This window comes from Bradyrhizobium sp. RT6a (assembly GCF_040547675.1).
Taxonomy (GTDB): Bacteria; Pseudomonadota; Alphaproteobacteria; order Rhizobiales; family Xanthobacteraceae; genus Bradyrhizobium.
On record NZ_JBEPQC010000010.1, the window covers coordinates 142771 to 155844 of the forward strand.

Annotated in this window: 14 protein-coding genes, 1 tRNA gene and 1 pseudogene; 3 read left to right on the forward strand and 13 right to left on the reverse strand. The window is 63.8% G+C overall.

Annotation, left to right across the window (positions count from 1 at the left end):
• Nucleotides 1–25: 25 nt before the first annotated feature.
• From ABIC03_RS34560 to ABIC03_RS34575, 4 genes are read right to left on the reverse strand one after another with little or no spacing between them, the layout of a single operon-like run.
• Nucleotides 26–433 carry a thiol-disulfide oxidoreductase DCC family protein gene (locus ABIC03_RS34560; protein ID WP_354064797.1) on the reverse strand — a complete coding sequence of 136 codons (408 nt, stop codon included), beginning with the start codon at nt 431–433 and terminating at the stop codon, nt 26–28.
• Nucleotides 433–1752 carry an SDR family oxidoreductase gene (locus tag ABIC03_RS34565; RefSeq protein WP_354064799.1) on the reverse strand — a complete coding sequence of 440 codons (1320 nt, stop codon included), beginning with the start codon at nt 1750–1752 and terminating at the stop codon, nt 433–435. Before ABIC03_RS34565 ends, ABIC03_RS34560 begins: the two co-directional genes overlap by 1 nt.
• 8 nt (nt 1753–1760) lie before the next feature.
• Nucleotides 1761–2228 carry a DUF2269 family protein gene (locus ABIC03_RS34570; protein ID WP_354064801.1) on the reverse strand — a complete coding sequence of 156 codons (468 nt, stop codon included), beginning with the start codon at nt 2226–2228 and terminating at the stop codon, nt 1761–1763.
• Nucleotides 2225–3124, reverse strand: coding sequence for an alpha/beta hydrolase family protein (locus ABIC03_RS34575; protein WP_354064803.1), 900 nt, complete (start codon nt 3122–3124; stop codon nt 2225–2227). The genes ABIC03_RS34570 and ABIC03_RS34575 overlap by 4 nt, the downstream gene beginning before the upstream one ends.
• A 262-nt stretch (nt 3125–3386) precedes the next feature.
• On the opposite strand from ABIC03_RS34575, the gene ABIC03_RS34580 reads away from it, so the two are divergent.
• Nucleotides 3387–3896: a GNAT family N-acetyltransferase gene (locus ABIC03_RS34580; protein ID WP_007598725.1), complete on the forward strand. Its 510-nt coding sequence runs from the start codon at nt 3387–3389 to the stop codon at nt 3894–3896.
• Between the two features lie 178 nt (nt 3897–4074).
• Entirely contained in the window at nt 4075–4611 is a 537-nt protein-coding gene (gene ppa, locus ABIC03_RS34585; protein WP_275169098.1) for an inorganic diphosphatase, read from the forward strand.
• A gap of 36 nt (nt 4612–4647) precedes the next feature.
• Here the strand turns inward: ppa and folD are convergent, their stop codons facing one another.
• Genes folD through ABIC03_RS34600 form a run of 3 tightly spaced genes read right to left on the reverse strand, consistent with a single transcriptional unit; the run spans nt 4648 to nt 6198 of the window.
• The gene (gene folD / locus ABIC03_RS34590) at nt 4648–5532 is read right to left on the reverse strand and encodes a bifunctional methylenetetrahydrofolate dehydrogenase/methenyltetrahydrofolate cyclohydrolase FolD (RefSeq protein WP_354064806.1); all 885 of its coding nucleotides are present in this window, start codon (nt 5530–5532) and stop codon (nt 4648–4650) included.
• A 10-nt stretch (nt 5533–5542) separates the two neighbouring features.
• Nucleotides 5543–5887, reverse strand: coding sequence for a DUF167 domain-containing protein (locus tag ABIC03_RS34595; protein WP_354064808.1), 345 nt, complete (start codon nt 5885–5887; stop codon nt 5543–5545).
• 20 nt (nt 5888–5907) lie between these two features.
• The gene (locus ABIC03_RS34600; RefSeq protein WP_007598721.1) at nt 5908–6198 is read right to left on the reverse strand and encodes a YggT family protein; all 291 of its coding nucleotides are present in this window, start codon (nt 6196–6198) and stop codon (nt 5908–5910) included.
• Between the two features lie 188 nt (nt 6199–6386).
• Between ABIC03_RS34600 and ABIC03_RS34605 the strand changes: the two genes are divergently transcribed.
• Nucleotides 6387–6462 (forward strand) — tRNA-Ala (locus tag ABIC03_RS34605).
• A 111-nt stretch (nt 6463–6573) separates the two neighbouring features.
• Here ABIC03_RS34605 and ABIC03_RS34610 read toward each other — a convergent pair.
• From ABIC03_RS34610 to ABIC03_RS34635, 6 genes and pseudogenes are all read right to left on the reverse strand, one after another.
• Nucleotides 6574–7386 (reverse strand): enoyl-CoA hydratase, encoded by an 813-nt coding sequence (locus ABIC03_RS34610; protein WP_354064811.1) that lies wholly within the window; start codon nt 7384–7386, stop codon nt 6574–6576.
• A gap of 110 nt (nt 7387–7496) precedes the next feature.
• Complete coding sequence (locus tag ABIC03_RS34615) at nt 7497–8291, reverse strand: glutamine amidotransferase (RefSeq protein WP_354064813.1); 795 nt, start codon at nt 8289–8291, stop codon at nt 7497–7499.
• Between the two features lie 127 nt (nt 8292–8418).
• Entirely contained in the window at nt 8419–9198 is a 780-nt protein-coding gene (locus ABIC03_RS34620) for an SDR family NAD(P)-dependent oxidoreductase (protein WP_354064815.1), read from the reverse strand.
• Nucleotides 9199–9426: 228 nt separating this feature from the next.
• Nucleotides 9427–9914, reverse strand: a pseudogene (locus ABIC03_RS34625) (tellurite resistance TerB family protein).
• Nucleotides 9915–10219: 305 nt separating this feature from the next.
• A complete protein-coding gene (locus tag ABIC03_RS34630; protein WP_354064817.1) occupies nt 10220–11629 on the reverse strand; it encodes an adenylate/guanylate cyclase domain-containing protein in 1410 nt (469 codons plus the stop codon).
• A gap of 50 nt (nt 11630–11679) precedes the next feature.
• Nucleotides 11680–13047 carry a cytochrome P450 gene (locus tag ABIC03_RS34635; RefSeq protein WP_354064819.1) on the reverse strand — a complete coding sequence of 456 codons (1368 nt, stop codon included), beginning with the start codon at nt 13045–13047 and terminating at the stop codon, nt 11680–11682.
• Between the last annotated feature and the right edge of the window lie 27 nt (nt 13048–13074).

The following is a 13074-nucleotide window of genomic DNA, read 5'->3' on the forward strand; positions in this document are numbered from 1 at the left end:
GCGTCGCTACGCTCGCAATGACGAATTACTCGATCACCCGTGCTCGCAAATCGGCGTCAGGCACGAAGCACGCGTCATACTTCCCGAAAATGCGATAGCGATTGCGCGCAATGAGGCTGTACACCGGGTCGCGCAACGCTTTCGGCACGCCGAATAATGCACCCGCCCAGCCCCAGCCGGGGAGCCGCGACAGCACCGTCAGCGCAGCGTCCGACTTCATGAACATCGCGCCGCCGTGGACTACGGCATTGGTGTCGGGATCATCCGGATCGATACCGAACGTGCGCGCGAGCCGGGCGCCATAGTCCGACTGGATCGGCGTGAAGCGAAATCGCTTCGCCGTGTCGCGCGCGGCGACGAATCGGACCCAGCGCGAGCAGAAGATGCAGACCCCATCGAACAGGATCACGTCATCATCAGGCCATTTTGGCATCAGCGATTATCCAGCATGAGGAACGCGACAAGCATTAGCACGATGGCCGGCCCCGTCTTCACCAGTGCGCCGAGCGGCTCGATCCAGAGGTCCGGCGTCAGGATCGCGGCACCGAACATATAGCCGAGCGAAGCCAGGATGCCCGCAACGAGTCCGATCGCAGCGGTGCGACGGAAGGCGATCAGCACGCCAATGCTCATGTCCATCAGGCTGGTCCCGATGGTGATGGGATTGACCAGCGCCGACGGAAAGTTGTGCGCACTCAGGATCTCGGCGGCGGCATGATAGGACACGAACAGCGCGATGAAGCCGGAGACAGACCAGAACGCAACCAGGCTGGCGAAGATCAGCGTCTTCACCAAAAACAGCCGCGCGAACCATTTGTCCTGGATCGTCGCGGGGTGGCGCCCGACCGTCTGAGCCAACGATTTCGGCACGATGCCCGTGGCGGCGATCCACGCCGAGGGATCACCGCTCACGCCGCGGCGCAGCTCGGCGATGGCCGTGGAGCGCATCGGCGGCGTCCAGCCGAGATAGTTGGCGACATCGCCGCCTTTCGCGCCGAGATCGAGCACGAAGGACGGCGTCGCGACGCGCAACCAGCCGGCCGTGCCGAACGCGATACGAAACTGCTTGATGACGCCGGCCATCGTGATCGGTTCGATCTGCATCAGGTCCCAGTTCACGGCCTTCACCGATGCGTCGTCGATATCGCGCGCGGCAAGCCAAGCGATGGTGGCCGGGATATCCTGGACCGCAACGGGCTGGAACGGTGTCGCCATCTCCTTCTCCGGCAAGTCGAGCGGAAGCGCCGCAAGCGCGCGGAGCATCGCGCTGCCGCCATAGGCTGACGGCGCGACCACGAAGCCAGGCCGCAGGATGGCGTGGGGAACGCCGGAAGCCGCGATCAAACGTTCGGCCTCGCGCTTTGTGGCTGCGAACGCGGTTCGATCCTCGCCGGCAGTCCCGGGAATCGAGATGTGCACCAGGCGGATCGCACGACCGCTACCACCGATCGCCTGAAGCAATCGTGCGACGAGATCGCGATGCACCGCGTTGGTGTCGCTGCCGGGACCGTCCTGGAGCACACCGAGGCAGTTCACGACGACATCAACGGCGTGTTCGCTGACGAGGTGCGTCAGCGCGACTACGTCGAGCGAGAGGATCGGCCGCTCGATGTCCAGGGCGCTCATCTTCTGGGCGGGCGACAGGCTGCGCGCCACGCCGACGACGCGAAATCCCCGTGCGCGAAGATCGTCGGTGACGTGGCGGCCGATCAGGCCAGAGGCACCGAGCACGAGAATGGTTCGCTGGCTCATGACCTTCCTCAAAACGGTTTTGCGATCATCAGCCAGAGGATCAGCATCGTGGCGCCGAAGCCGGGGAAACCGAACACGAACCAGCGGCGGAACAGGACGAAATAGCGCTTCGGAAGCGCGCCACGCTGCTCGGCGGCCTTCCGCGCGAGATCGCGCATCTCGATCTGCATGAAGATCACGGGAACCCAGAACAAGCCGGCAATTGCATAGAGCGCAAGCGAGGCGAGCAGCCAGCGCTCGGCGATCGACGTTGCCGAGAGCATCATCAGCAAACCGCCCGTGATCGGCTGGAGGATCACGGCGGATAACGTGAAGATCGCGTCCGCGATCACGACTGCCGAAGCGGTCCGCGCGATGAACGCCACGTCGTTCGTGCGATGCGCCATCAGCATGAAGAAAGCGATACCGGTTCCAGTGCCGAGAATGACGATAGCGCCGAGCACGTGCAGATATTTGATGAGGAAATACAGCGTCATGGCTTCCTGGTCACCACAGGCTTGAGCACGTTCAGCCCGCGCGCAAGTTCTGCACTCGCGGCTTTGACGCCGGCCTCACCCTCGATCATCCAGTGCCCCTCGCTGCCCACGGCCGGCAGCGCACGGAAGTCGACCTTGCCGCCGCTGCGCCGAAACGCGTCGACCAACGCAAGCGAAAATGCCGGTGCAAAGAAGCTGTCATTGGCGGCAACGAGCCACGTGACGGGGATGCGCGCGGCCTTGCCGAATTCAGCCGCCGCCGCGAGAAGCGTGTGGGGCGCGCAGATCCGGTTCGGCTCGTCATTGGCATGGCCGCCGCGGCCCGGCGCAAAGGCGATGATGGCGGAGATCGCCTTCGGATCGGCATTGGCGAGCGCCAGCGCGCCCCAACCGCCGGCGGAATGGCCGATCACGATCGCGGCGTCCTTGCGGATAAAATCCTGCTTTCGCAAATCCTCCAACGCGAGCGAGATTTCGTCGGCCGTTGCGCGGCCCGAGCGCACATAGTCCGCCTCGTCGCAGCCACCCTGGTCCTCGACATAGCGGCCCCCGGTCGCGCCATGGCCGAGCCGTTCCGGCACCAGCACGGCGAAACCGCGCGCAATGAGGAACGCAGTGAGTGCGCGGTATTCCGGCTGCGGCGTTTGCGCGCGCCGCAAGCCATTTTGTGTCGAAGCATGCGCGATCACCGCAAGCCGGAACGGGCCGGCACCCGGCGGGCGAAACAGCAGGGCATGGGCGGCGATGTCGGTATCTGGCGACGGCACGCGCCATTGCTGCCGGCGAAACGGATCGCCCTCCGCTCCGGACGAACCAAACGTGACCTGAGCGCACACGGGCGGCGCAGTCAGCAAGGCCAACAGAGGCAGAAGCACGAGGAGTTTGAGGAGCCGCATGAATTGCCGGAGGCGAGAACAGCAACGGCCAGACTAGTAGGAACGAATCAATATCGGCAGACTTTCTGCGTTGCGATTGCCGTTCATTCGTTGCCGCAAAGCAGTTTTGCACCGACGCATGGCACTCCGGTGCCACTCGAATCGGCGTCTTGTCTTTTTTCGGTACAACATGGTTCAAATACTGATGCAGAAAGTCCACACGTTAACCGATAATTAACGATAGGTCTTGCCGCCGGCGCGGCGACTTGGTTTGATCACGTCCATGAGCACAACCCTGATCGAGGTCCGGCCGGCCAAAGCCGCAGATGCAACTGCGGTGGCGTCCACCCATGACGAAGCCTGGCGCTCCGCCTATCAGGGCATCATTCCCGGCGCCGAACTGGAAAAGCTGATCAACCGCCGCGGTCCGCAATGGTGGGACAGCGCGATCCGCAAGGGCAGCCGCGTCAGCGTGCTGGTGTTCGGCGACAAGATCGCAGGCTACGCCAATTACGGCCGCAACCGCGCCCGCAGCCTGCATTTCGATGGCGAGGTCTACGAGCTCTATCTGCGTCCCGAATTCCAGGGCCTGGGCTTCGGCCGCCGCCTGTTCACCGCGGCCCGCCGCGACCTGATGCAGAGCGGCCTGAAGAGCATGGTGGTGTGGGCGCTCTCGGACAACGATCCGGCCACCGAGTTCTACCGTGCCTTGGGCGGCCGCATGGTAGCACGTTCCTCGGAGCGTTTCGGGCCGAAGTCGCTCGACAAGGTTGCCTTCGCTTGGACCAATTGAGCTGCTGAAGTCCCAGCCGGCAGCGTTTCCCTTCCGTCGATACCGTTGCCTTTTGAGCCGGTGATCGCCGGATTCATTATTTCACAAAAACGCGATGGATCAGCGGGCCAAGCCCGCGTATGACAGCGCCAAAATCGCTGCCGGGTGCGATTTAACCTCGGCAACAACGGAGCTTTGAATGCGTATCGATGCGGTCTCGATCGGGAAAAACGTACCCAACGACGTCAACGTCATCATCGAAGTCCCCGTGGGCGGCGAACCGATCAAATACGAGATGGACAAGGAAGCCGGCACGCTGGTGGTCGACCGCTTCCTCTACACCCCGATGCGTTACCCCGGTAACTACGGCTTCATCCCGCACACGCTGTCCGACGACGGCGACCCCTGCGACGTCCTCATCATCAACACCCGCGCCATCATCCCAGGCGCGGTCATGAGCGTGCGCCCGGTCGGCGTGCTGTTCATGGAAGACGAAGCCGGCGGCGACGAGAAGATTCTTGCGGTGCCGTCGTCGAAGCTGACCCAGCGTTACGACAAGGTGAAGTCGTATTCCGACTTGCCGGACATCACGCTCCAGCAGATCCAGCACTTCTTCGAGCACTACAAGGATCTCGAACCCGGCAAGTGGGTGAAGATCCTGCGCTGGGGCGGCCCCGAGGATGCGCACAAGCTGATCCTCGAAGGCATCGATCGCGAGAAGAAGAAGAAGGCCTGAGCTCTGCTCCCTCGCCCCGCAAGCGGGGCGAGGGAACTACACCGCCGGCTTCGGCAGCCCTGCAATCGCGCAGGCCGCGCGCAACGTGTTCACGAGCAAGCACGCGACCGTCATCTGACCGACGCCGCCCGGCACCGGCGTGATCGCGCCGGCCACTGCAAGCGCTTCCTGATAGGCAACATCGCCGACGAGGCGCGTCTTGCCGTCGTCCTTCGGGATCCGGTTGATACCGACGTCGATCACGGTCGCCCCCGGCTTCAGCCAGTCGCCGCGCACCATCTCGGACTTTCCAACCGCGGCGTAGACGAGGTCTGCGCGCTTGACGAGCCCGGGCAGGTCGCGCGAGCGCGAATGCGCGATGGTCACCGTGGCGTTCTCGTTCAGCAACAGCTGCACCAGCGGGCGGCCGACGAGGTTGGAGCGGCCGATGACGATGGCGTTCATGCCTTCGAGCGAGGCATGCACGCTCTTGGTCAAAATGATGCAACCGAGAGGCGTGCAGGGCGACAGCGCCTCGAAACCGCCGGCGAGACGGCCGGCATTGCTCGGATGCAGCCCGTCGACATCCTTGGCGGGGTCGATGGCATTGACGACGGCCTCGGTGTTGAGACTCTTGGGCAGCGGCAATTGCACCAGAATACCGTGCACGGCGGGATCGCGGTTGAGTTTTGCGACCAGCGCCAGGAGATCTGCTTGCGAGACGTCGGCCGGCAGCTTGTGCTCGAACGAGGCCATGCCGGCGGCCTGGGTCTGGGTGTGTTTCGAGCGGACATAGACCTCGCTGGCCGGGTCGCTTCCGACCAGAACGACCGCAAGGCCCGGTACCAGGTTGTGCTCGCGCTTGACGCGTGCGACCTCGTCGGCGACGCGGGCGCGAAGTTCCGCGGCGATGACTTTTCCGTCGATAATCTTGGCGGTCATGTCAATTCCCTCAGTCTGTCGATTTGGCTGATGCGAGCAGACGCAGGGCTTCGCCGAGCCGCGCCGGATCGCCGTCGACCGCGATCTGCTTCAGCCGCGAGGTCGCTCCCGACAGGAGTTTTACGCTGGTCTTGGGCACGCCCAGCGATTTCGCCAGCAGCACCAGAACGGCCTTGTTGGCCTCGCCGCCATCGGCGATAGCGCGCACACGCACCTTGAGCACGCTGCGGCCATCGGAGAGCTGCTCGATCCCGTCGATGTCGTCGCGGCCGCCGCGGGGCGTTACCCGCAGCGCGATGCTGATTCCTGCGGCCCCGTAACGCCAAGGTTCCTTGATGACAAGGTTCTTTGGCAACCCAGGGCGCTCCAGCCTGCTTAGATCACGTTCGGGTAGATGTAATACAGGATCACCCGCTCGATGAACATGATGAGCAGGATCAGGATGATCGGCGAGATGTCGAGGCCGCCGAGGCTGGGCAGGAAATTGCGAATCGGCGCCAGGACCGGCTCCGTGATTCGGTACAGGAACTCCGCCACCGCCGAGACGAACTGGTTGCGGGTGTTCACGACGTTGAAGGCGATCAGCCAGGACAGGATCGCGGACGCGATCAGCAGCCAGACGTAGAGGTCGAGCACGATGATGACGATGTCGAGAACGGCACGCATGGCTTTTAAAAACTCTGGCTTCGGTCGGGATTGACGTCTTTTGCTAGATATCGGTTCCCCCCGGTCCAAACAAGGGAAGTCGGTGCCGGGATGGCTAAAACCGGGTTACACCCGTCCTTGACTTGACCTTGGCGGGGACTTAAATGGCGCCCGGTTGTCGGCCGCATTGACCAGAGCGGCCTACAAAAGGGGCCATAGCTCAGCTGGGAGAGCGCGTCGTTCGCAATGACGAGGTCGGCGGTTCGATCCCGCCTGGCTCCACCAGGCTTCGCGAGCTTCGGCTCGGCAAGCCCGGAAGGTCTCTCGCCGCGAAGTGAGCGAAGGCTGCCGCGGCGTAGCCCGAAGGGCGAAGCCGGGCTCCATCCGAAATCCCCCCTACTTCCCCGTAAACCTCGGCGGCCGCTTCTCCATGAAGCTCGCGACCCCCTCCCTGAAATCGCTGCCGTTCAGCGCCACCATCATGTCCCGATTGGCCGCGATCGTCGCCTCCGCCAACGTCTGGAACGGCACCTCGTAGAGCTGCCGCTTGATCACGGCCATCGCGCTCGGCGAGACGAAATCGGCGAGGTCGCGCGCATAGGCATAGGTCTCCTCGCGCAGCTTCTCTGGCGAGCAGAGCCGGTTGACCAGCCCGATCCGCAATGCCTCTTCGCTCGAAACGCGGCGCGCCGAGAGCAACAGATCCATTGCGTTGGCGTGGCCGACGATTCGCGGCAGCATCCAGCTGATGCCGTGCTCGGCGATCAATCCGCGCCGCGCGAAGGCGGTGGTGAACACGGTGTTGTCGGCGGCAAAGCGCAGGTCGCAATAGAGCGCGTGGACGAGGCCGATGCCGGCGGTTGCGCCGTTGAGCATGGCGATGACAGGCTTTCCGATCGACGGATAGAAGCCATAGCGCGTCTGCCAGTCGGGCCGCCGGTTCATGTCGAAGGGCGGAAGGTGCGACGCGCGCCTGACATCATCGGGGTCGAGCCCCTTCAATGCGTCCATGTCGGCACCGGCACAGAAGGCGCGGCCCGCACCGGTGATGACGATGACGCGGACATTGTCATCGGCGCTCGATGCTTCCATCGCATGGCGCACGTCGCGCTCCATGATGGGCGTCCACGCATTCATGCGGTCGGGACGGTTGAGCGTGATGGTCGCGACCTTGTCGCTGACGTCATAGAGAATGTGTTCATAGGCCATCGCGCTCTCCCTTTGTTTGCCGGCGCGCGTTCGCGCGCGCTCGTTGGCAGCGAGCTTAGCATATCAAGGGATGAGACAAGGGCTTGCGCCAAGGACCTGAGAAGGCGTGATCACTCGGCGGCTTGCGCCAGCACCGGCCGGCGCACCAGCCAGCCGTCGATGAAGTGATCGAGCCAGGCGCGTTCCGCGGTATCGTAGACGGCACGGTCCGCGAAATGGTGATGCCGCTGCCGCGCCCCGGGCGCGCTGAGGCCGTCATAGCCGCGCGTGGTCCAGCGATGCATCATCGCGTAGGTCACGTCAGGATGAAACTGCACGCCGAAAGCGTTGCCGGTGCGGAACGCCTGCACCGGAAAATCATCACCTTCCGCAAGCAGTTCAGCGCCAACCGGCAACTCGAAGCCTTCGCGATGCCAGTGATAGACCCGCGCCGGCCAGTGCGGGCAGAGCCCGTGTCCCGCGGGTGTCGGGCGGATCGGGTAGTAGCCGATCTGGGTCAGTGCATCCGCATGCGGCGCGACGCGAGCCCCTAACTGCTTCGCCAGCATCTGCGCGCCGAGGCAGATGCCGAGGAACGGCCGCTGTTCGCGGAGCGGAATTTCGATCCAGTCGATCTCGCGGCGGATGTAGTCGTCGGGATCGTTGGCGCTCATGGGACCGCCGAAGACCACAGCGCCGGCATGCCGGTCGAGGGTCTCGGGCAGCGGATCGCCGAAGCGGGGACGGCGGATGTCGAGGCGATGGCCGAGCGCGCGCAGCGCATTGCCGACGCGGCCGGGCGTCGATGATTCCTGATGCAGGATGATCAGAACCGGCAACCGGGTTTCGGAGGCGGCGACGTCCGGCGTCCTTCTGGGGAAGGGCACCAGTTCTGCGCCACCAAACCTGTTCGTCCGGAACGACATGGTCTCTGCGAGTGCTATCGGTTCAGACCGCCAGCATAACTAAGCGATCGTTAATTTCGTGTGAGTTTGCGCACACACACGCCCGATAGAAAGCAAGCTCCGGGCCAGTACGGACCGAAAGCTCTCTCTAGTGTCTTTGCCTCTGAAACCGGCTGGTAGCCGACAGGATGAAGCCGCGCGGGAAAAACCGCAGTGCAAATGGCACAATCTTGATGCCCAGACCAGGGAGCACTGCCCGCTTGTTGGCCATCAGGCCGCGATAGGCCTGCCGTGCGACCTCGGCGGCAGGAACATTGAGAAGGGCCGTATCATGCCCGGACCCCACGCCGGCGCGCGCCTGGAATTCGGTGGGCACCGGGCCCGGGCAAAGGACGGTGACGCGAACGCCGTGCGGTGCAAGCTCCGCGCGAAGGGCCTCGGTGAAGGAAATCACATAGGCCTTGGACGCGTAGTAGACGGCCATGCCGGGGCCGGGCAGAAAGCCGGCGACCGACCCGACGTTGAGAAGGCCACCCTTGTTCCTGATCAACTGATCGGCAAAGCGCAGCGACAGATCCGTCAGAGCCCGGACGTTGACATCCACGATGCCGAGCTGCTCGACCCGGTCACGCTCGATTGCGTCACCGAATACGCCGAAGCCGGCATTGTTGACGAGATGGTCGAGCTCGACGCCTTCGGCAGCGAGCGCGGCGGCGATCTTCTCGCCGACATCCGCATCCTCAAGATCGCAGGCGATCACGATCGGCTTCTTGCCGCCCTTGGCGGCGATCTCGTTCGCGAGCGCCTCGAGCCGGTCCGCGCGTCGCGCCGTCAGCGCAAGACGGTGTCCGTTCGCGGCGAACACACGCGCCAGCTCCGCGCCGATGCCCGCCGAGGCACCGGTGATCAACGTTACCCGCTCAGTCACGATCGAAGTCTCTTGATGTAAGTTTTTTGGCCCCGCAATGCTGGAACGAGAGCATAGCCCGAGCGCGACAGGCAAGCGGCGCGTGCAGCATGGCGGGTTGAGCGGGCGGCAGGGAGAGCGGGAAAGCCGTAGATTTACTGGGGAATCCGGAACGAGGGCAGCCAAGAGGCTACATTAAAGTTTTGTCATGTGTTCGCCACAACCGTCAATTGGTGGAGTCGGCAGGGATTACCCACCGACCGCGTCGTCCTTGACCTGGCCGCCGGCGCGGTCTGCGACCGCGTGCTTCAGGTCTATCCGGTCGCGCTGGGCGATCCCGAGCAGGTCGGAGGCGCGCCAGACGACATTGTCCTCGAATTCCGTGACCTGGCCATCGGCAAGACCAGCTCCCACATCATCTGGACGACCCGCTTGCGGCCCTCTTCGTCGAGCGAGCGCATCATGACGCTGGTGAAGTGATAAAGGTCGACCGCTTCGCCCTCGACTTCTGTCGCATCCGCGATCAGACGATCGGCAGTGCCGCGATCGAGCCCGAAGTGGCTTTCGATCAGGCTGTGCAATTTTCGCTGCTCGGCAGCCGTCGGCTGGCCGTCCAGCGAGATCACGTGAACCAGCAGCGCAGTCGCCGCCAGCCGGTAGTCGCTGTCATCAAATGCGCGGTCCTGGGCATGGGGAGCAACAATGTCGGCGATGAATTGGCGCAGGCCGTCGAGCATAAGGTCCTACCGAAATCGATGAAGCCGCGGAAGCGCGGCCGCTACCAGCATTATATGAGCAGGAAACTCAACCGGCGCAACGTGTGTCAGTTCCGCGCGCTGCATTACGTTTCGGCAATCTGGGAGCGCTTTCTGGAGGACGGCTAATCGTCTCTCCGACGTCGTCCTGGCGAAAGCCAGGACCCATTACCCCAAGGTGTAGTTTGGCGAAGACTGGTCGTCGTCCGGTACTCCGAACATCCGCAATCGATAGATTCCGCGGTATGGGTCCTAGCCTTCGCCAGAACGACGTCGGAAGCAACACCTCACGGTATCTCGTACACCACCATCTTGTCGGCGATGCCGCGCAGTGCGGCCTGCTTCTGGATCGGCATGATCTCGCGCTGCTTGAGGACTTCGGCGACCGCCGGCGCATCCAGCACCGGGCCGGTGATGTGGATCTCCTGCGCGGTCGAGAGGCTCTGCACGCGGGCGGCGATGTTGACGGTCTGGCCGAAATAATCCTGCCGCTCGTTGAGCATCACCGCGAGGCACGGACCTTCGTGGATGCCGATCTTGACGATGAGATCGGCAGTGCCGCGCTTTTTGTTGAGCTCGTCCATCGCCGCGCGCATCCGCAAACCCGCCGCGATCGCATGTTCGGGACGGACGAAGGTCGCCATCACGGCGTCGCCGATGGTCTTCACCACCGCGCCTTTCTCCGATGAGATGATCTCGAGCAGCGCGTGGAAATGCGCGCGCACGAGGTCGAAGGCGGCGAGATCGCCGACGCGCTCATAGAGCGCGGTCGATCCCTTCAGATCGGTGAACAGGAAGGTCAGCGAGGTGATTTGGAGCCGCTGGTCGAGACTGAGATTGTCGGCCTTGAACACATCGCGAAACGTCTGGTTCGACAGCATCCGCTTGGCGGTCAGGAACGGCTTGCGCTTGCCTATGAGATGATGGAGCGCCTCGGCCGCGATGAAGACCGACGGCAGCACGCGTACGCCGGCCTGGTTCTCCAGCGACAGCCGCAGCGGGCCCGGCCGCATGGTCGTGGTCCCCGTCGGCGCCTGCACCCTGTTGTACATGATGGCGAGCTGCTGACGGTCCTTGGTCGGCTCGCCCTGCACGTCGATGAAATGGGCCGCGTGCGTCACCGGTTCGAAGATGATGATGAAATCGTTCGGCAGTTGCAGCGACATGGTCGCCTTCTCGCCGGCCGGCAGCTCCATCGTATCCAGCGTCACCTCGTTGGCGAGCGTCGCAAACGATTCCTTGTTGAAGTCGACGCCGGAGCTCCAGAACACCTGCTTGAAGTACTCCCACACCGGAAGCGTATCGGGATCATGCGCCGCAATGCGCCGGACCCGTGAATTGACGGTGAAGGAGACCTCGACCTGATCATCGACGGAGGCCTTGTAGCCGCAGGCGCAAAGCGCGCAGTGATAATCGTCGGGCTTGAGCGCCTTAAGGGTCGAGTGCGCGCCCAACACGCCACCGCAGCCCGGGCACAGCACATTCCAGCCCAGATCGAACAGGCCGAGCCGCGCCGAATGCAGGAATGCCGAGATCGCGTGCTCTTCATCGAGGCCGTGCTGTTTCGCGAAATCGAGGACATTGACGCGGTTGAGCTCGTGATCCTCGCCGTCCTCGATCAGCCGCGAGATCGCGTCGACCACTTTCGCATCGGCGGTCTGCTTCAGAACGGAAAACTGGGCCTGGATATCGCTCATGGCGTAACTCTATCTGGTGTGGATCACGCCGTCAGCCAGGCGAACGCCTGTCATCGACGCGCGATGCGGAACAGCGGTGAACGGTCCGGCTGGGTCGTGACGACGCCCAGCGGGATGACAGGGCTGGTATCGGCAAGCTCGACACGGAACGCGCCGATCAGTCGGGCCAGCGCCAGCACGGATTCGGCTTGCGCGAATGGTGCGCCGATGCAGACGCGCGGACCCGCGCCAAAGGGCAGATAGGCAAACCGATCGGGCGCTTCCGTCGACATGAAGCGTTTCGGAATGAACGCATTCGGCTGATCCCACAGCTTCTCGTGCCGGTGCAGCAGCCATGGGGCGATCATGATGATGTCGCCCTTGCCGATGGCGACGCCGGCCGCGTTGTCCTTCTCGCGCGCGGCCCGGGCGATCAGGAAGGCCGGCGGATAAAGCCGCATGGTCTCCTCGATCGCGGCGCGGGTGAATTTCTGGCGATCGATGTCGGCCATGCTGTCGAGGTGTTCGCCACGGGTCTCGGAGGCGATCTCTTCCTGCGTGTCCGGGTCGAGCGCGAGCAGATAGAGCGCCCAGAACAGCGCGGTCGCCGTGGTCTCGTGACCCGCAAGGATCATGGTCGCGACTTCGTCGACCAGTTGTTCGTCCGAGAAGCCCTTGCCGGTTTCAGGGTCGCGCGCTTCGTCCATGAGATCGAAAAGGTCGCGCGGCGGCGCGCCGTCTTTCTTGCCCGTCTCACGCCGCTCGGCGATCAGCATCGCGACGAATTCGGTCCAGCGCTTGCGGAAGCGGGCACGGGCAAAATCCATCGGGCTCGGCCAGGACAGCGGCAGCACCATGTCGAGCAAGTACGGTCGCCCAAGCCGGGCTCCATACTCCATGACGAAGTTGCGCAAGGTCGGACCATGCCGGTCCATGCCGAACGAGAACATGGTGCGTCCGGCGATCTCCAGCGTCATCCGCTGCATGACCTCGCGCAAATCGACGGGCTCGCTCGTTCGCGCGTCGAGCTTCGCGATGGTCTCGTCGAGCACCGCCGTCATGTGCGGGACGAGATTTGCAGTCGCCCGCGGCGTAAACGCCGGCGCGAGGGTGCGGCGCTGAAACGTCCACGAATGGCCCTCCGCAATCAGAAGACCGTCGCCGAGCACGGGACGAAGCATGCGGATGCCCGCCGGGGTGCGCGAATAATTCTCGTAATTGCTGAGCAGGACATGCCGGATCGCATCCGGCCGGTTCAGGATGAAACTGTTGCGGAAGAAGAAGCGGCCCTCGATGACGTCTTCCTCGTAGGCGCGCTGCCCCCAGGTCGCGATCATGTTCCGCTTGATCACGGCAAGCCGGCCGAGGAACGACATGTCGTCGGGTGCACGCGGCGGGGTCGGAGGGACGATGGGCCGACGCACGCTGGCGATGTTCATGGCTCGCTCCCGCAGAGGTGACGCAGG

What these genes read in the sequence shown, in the direction of transcription:
- ABIC03_RS34560 (WP_354064797.1), bottom strand. Translation starts at nt 433, where the DNA reads ATGCCAAAATGGCCTGATGATGACGTGATCCTGTTCGATGGGGTCTGC.
- ABIC03_RS34565 (WP_354064799.1), bottom strand. Translation starts at nt 1,752, where the DNA reads ATGAGCCAGCGAACCATTCTCGTGCTCGGTGCCTCTGGCCTGATCGGC.
- ABIC03_RS34570 (WP_354064801.1), bottom strand. Translation starts at nt 2,228, where the DNA reads ATGACGCTGTATTTCCTCATCAAATATCTGCACGTGCTCGGCGCTATC.
- ABIC03_RS34575 (WP_354064803.1), bottom strand. Translation starts at nt 3,124, where the DNA reads ATGCGGCTCCTCAAACTCCTCGTGCTTCTGCCTCTGTTGGCCTTGCTG.
- ABIC03_RS34580 (WP_007598725.1), top strand. Translation starts at nt 3,387, where the DNA reads ATGAGCACAACCCTGATCGAGGTCCGGCCGGCCAAAGCCGCAGATGCA.
- ppa (WP_275169098.1), top strand. Translation starts at nt 4,075, where the DNA reads ATGCGTATCGATGCGGTCTCGATCGGGAAAAACGTACCCAACGACGTC.
- folD (WP_354064806.1), bottom strand. Translation starts at nt 5,532, where the DNA reads ATGACCGCCAAGATTATCGACGGAAAAGTCATCGCCGCGGAACTTCGC.
- ABIC03_RS34600 (WP_007598721.1), bottom strand. Translation starts at nt 6,198, where the DNA reads ATGCGTGCCGTTCTCGACATCGTCATCATCGTGCTCGACCTCTACGTC.
- ABIC03_RS34610 (WP_354064811.1), bottom strand. Translation starts at nt 7,386, where the DNA reads ATGGCCTATGAACACATTCTCTATGACGTCAGCGACAAGGTCGCGACC.
- ABIC03_RS34615 (WP_354064813.1), bottom strand. Translation starts at nt 8,291, where the DNA reads ATGTCGTTCCGGACGAACAGGTTTGGTGGCGCAGAACTGGTGCCCTTC.
- ABIC03_RS34630 (WP_354064817.1), bottom strand. Translation starts at nt 11,629, where the DNA reads ATGAGCGATATCCAGGCCCAGTTTTCCGTTCTGAAGCAGACCGCCGAT.
- ABIC03_RS34635 (WP_354064819.1), bottom strand. Translation starts at nt 13,047, where the DNA reads ATGAACATCGCCAGCGTGCGTCGGCCCATCGTCCCTCCGACCCCGCCG.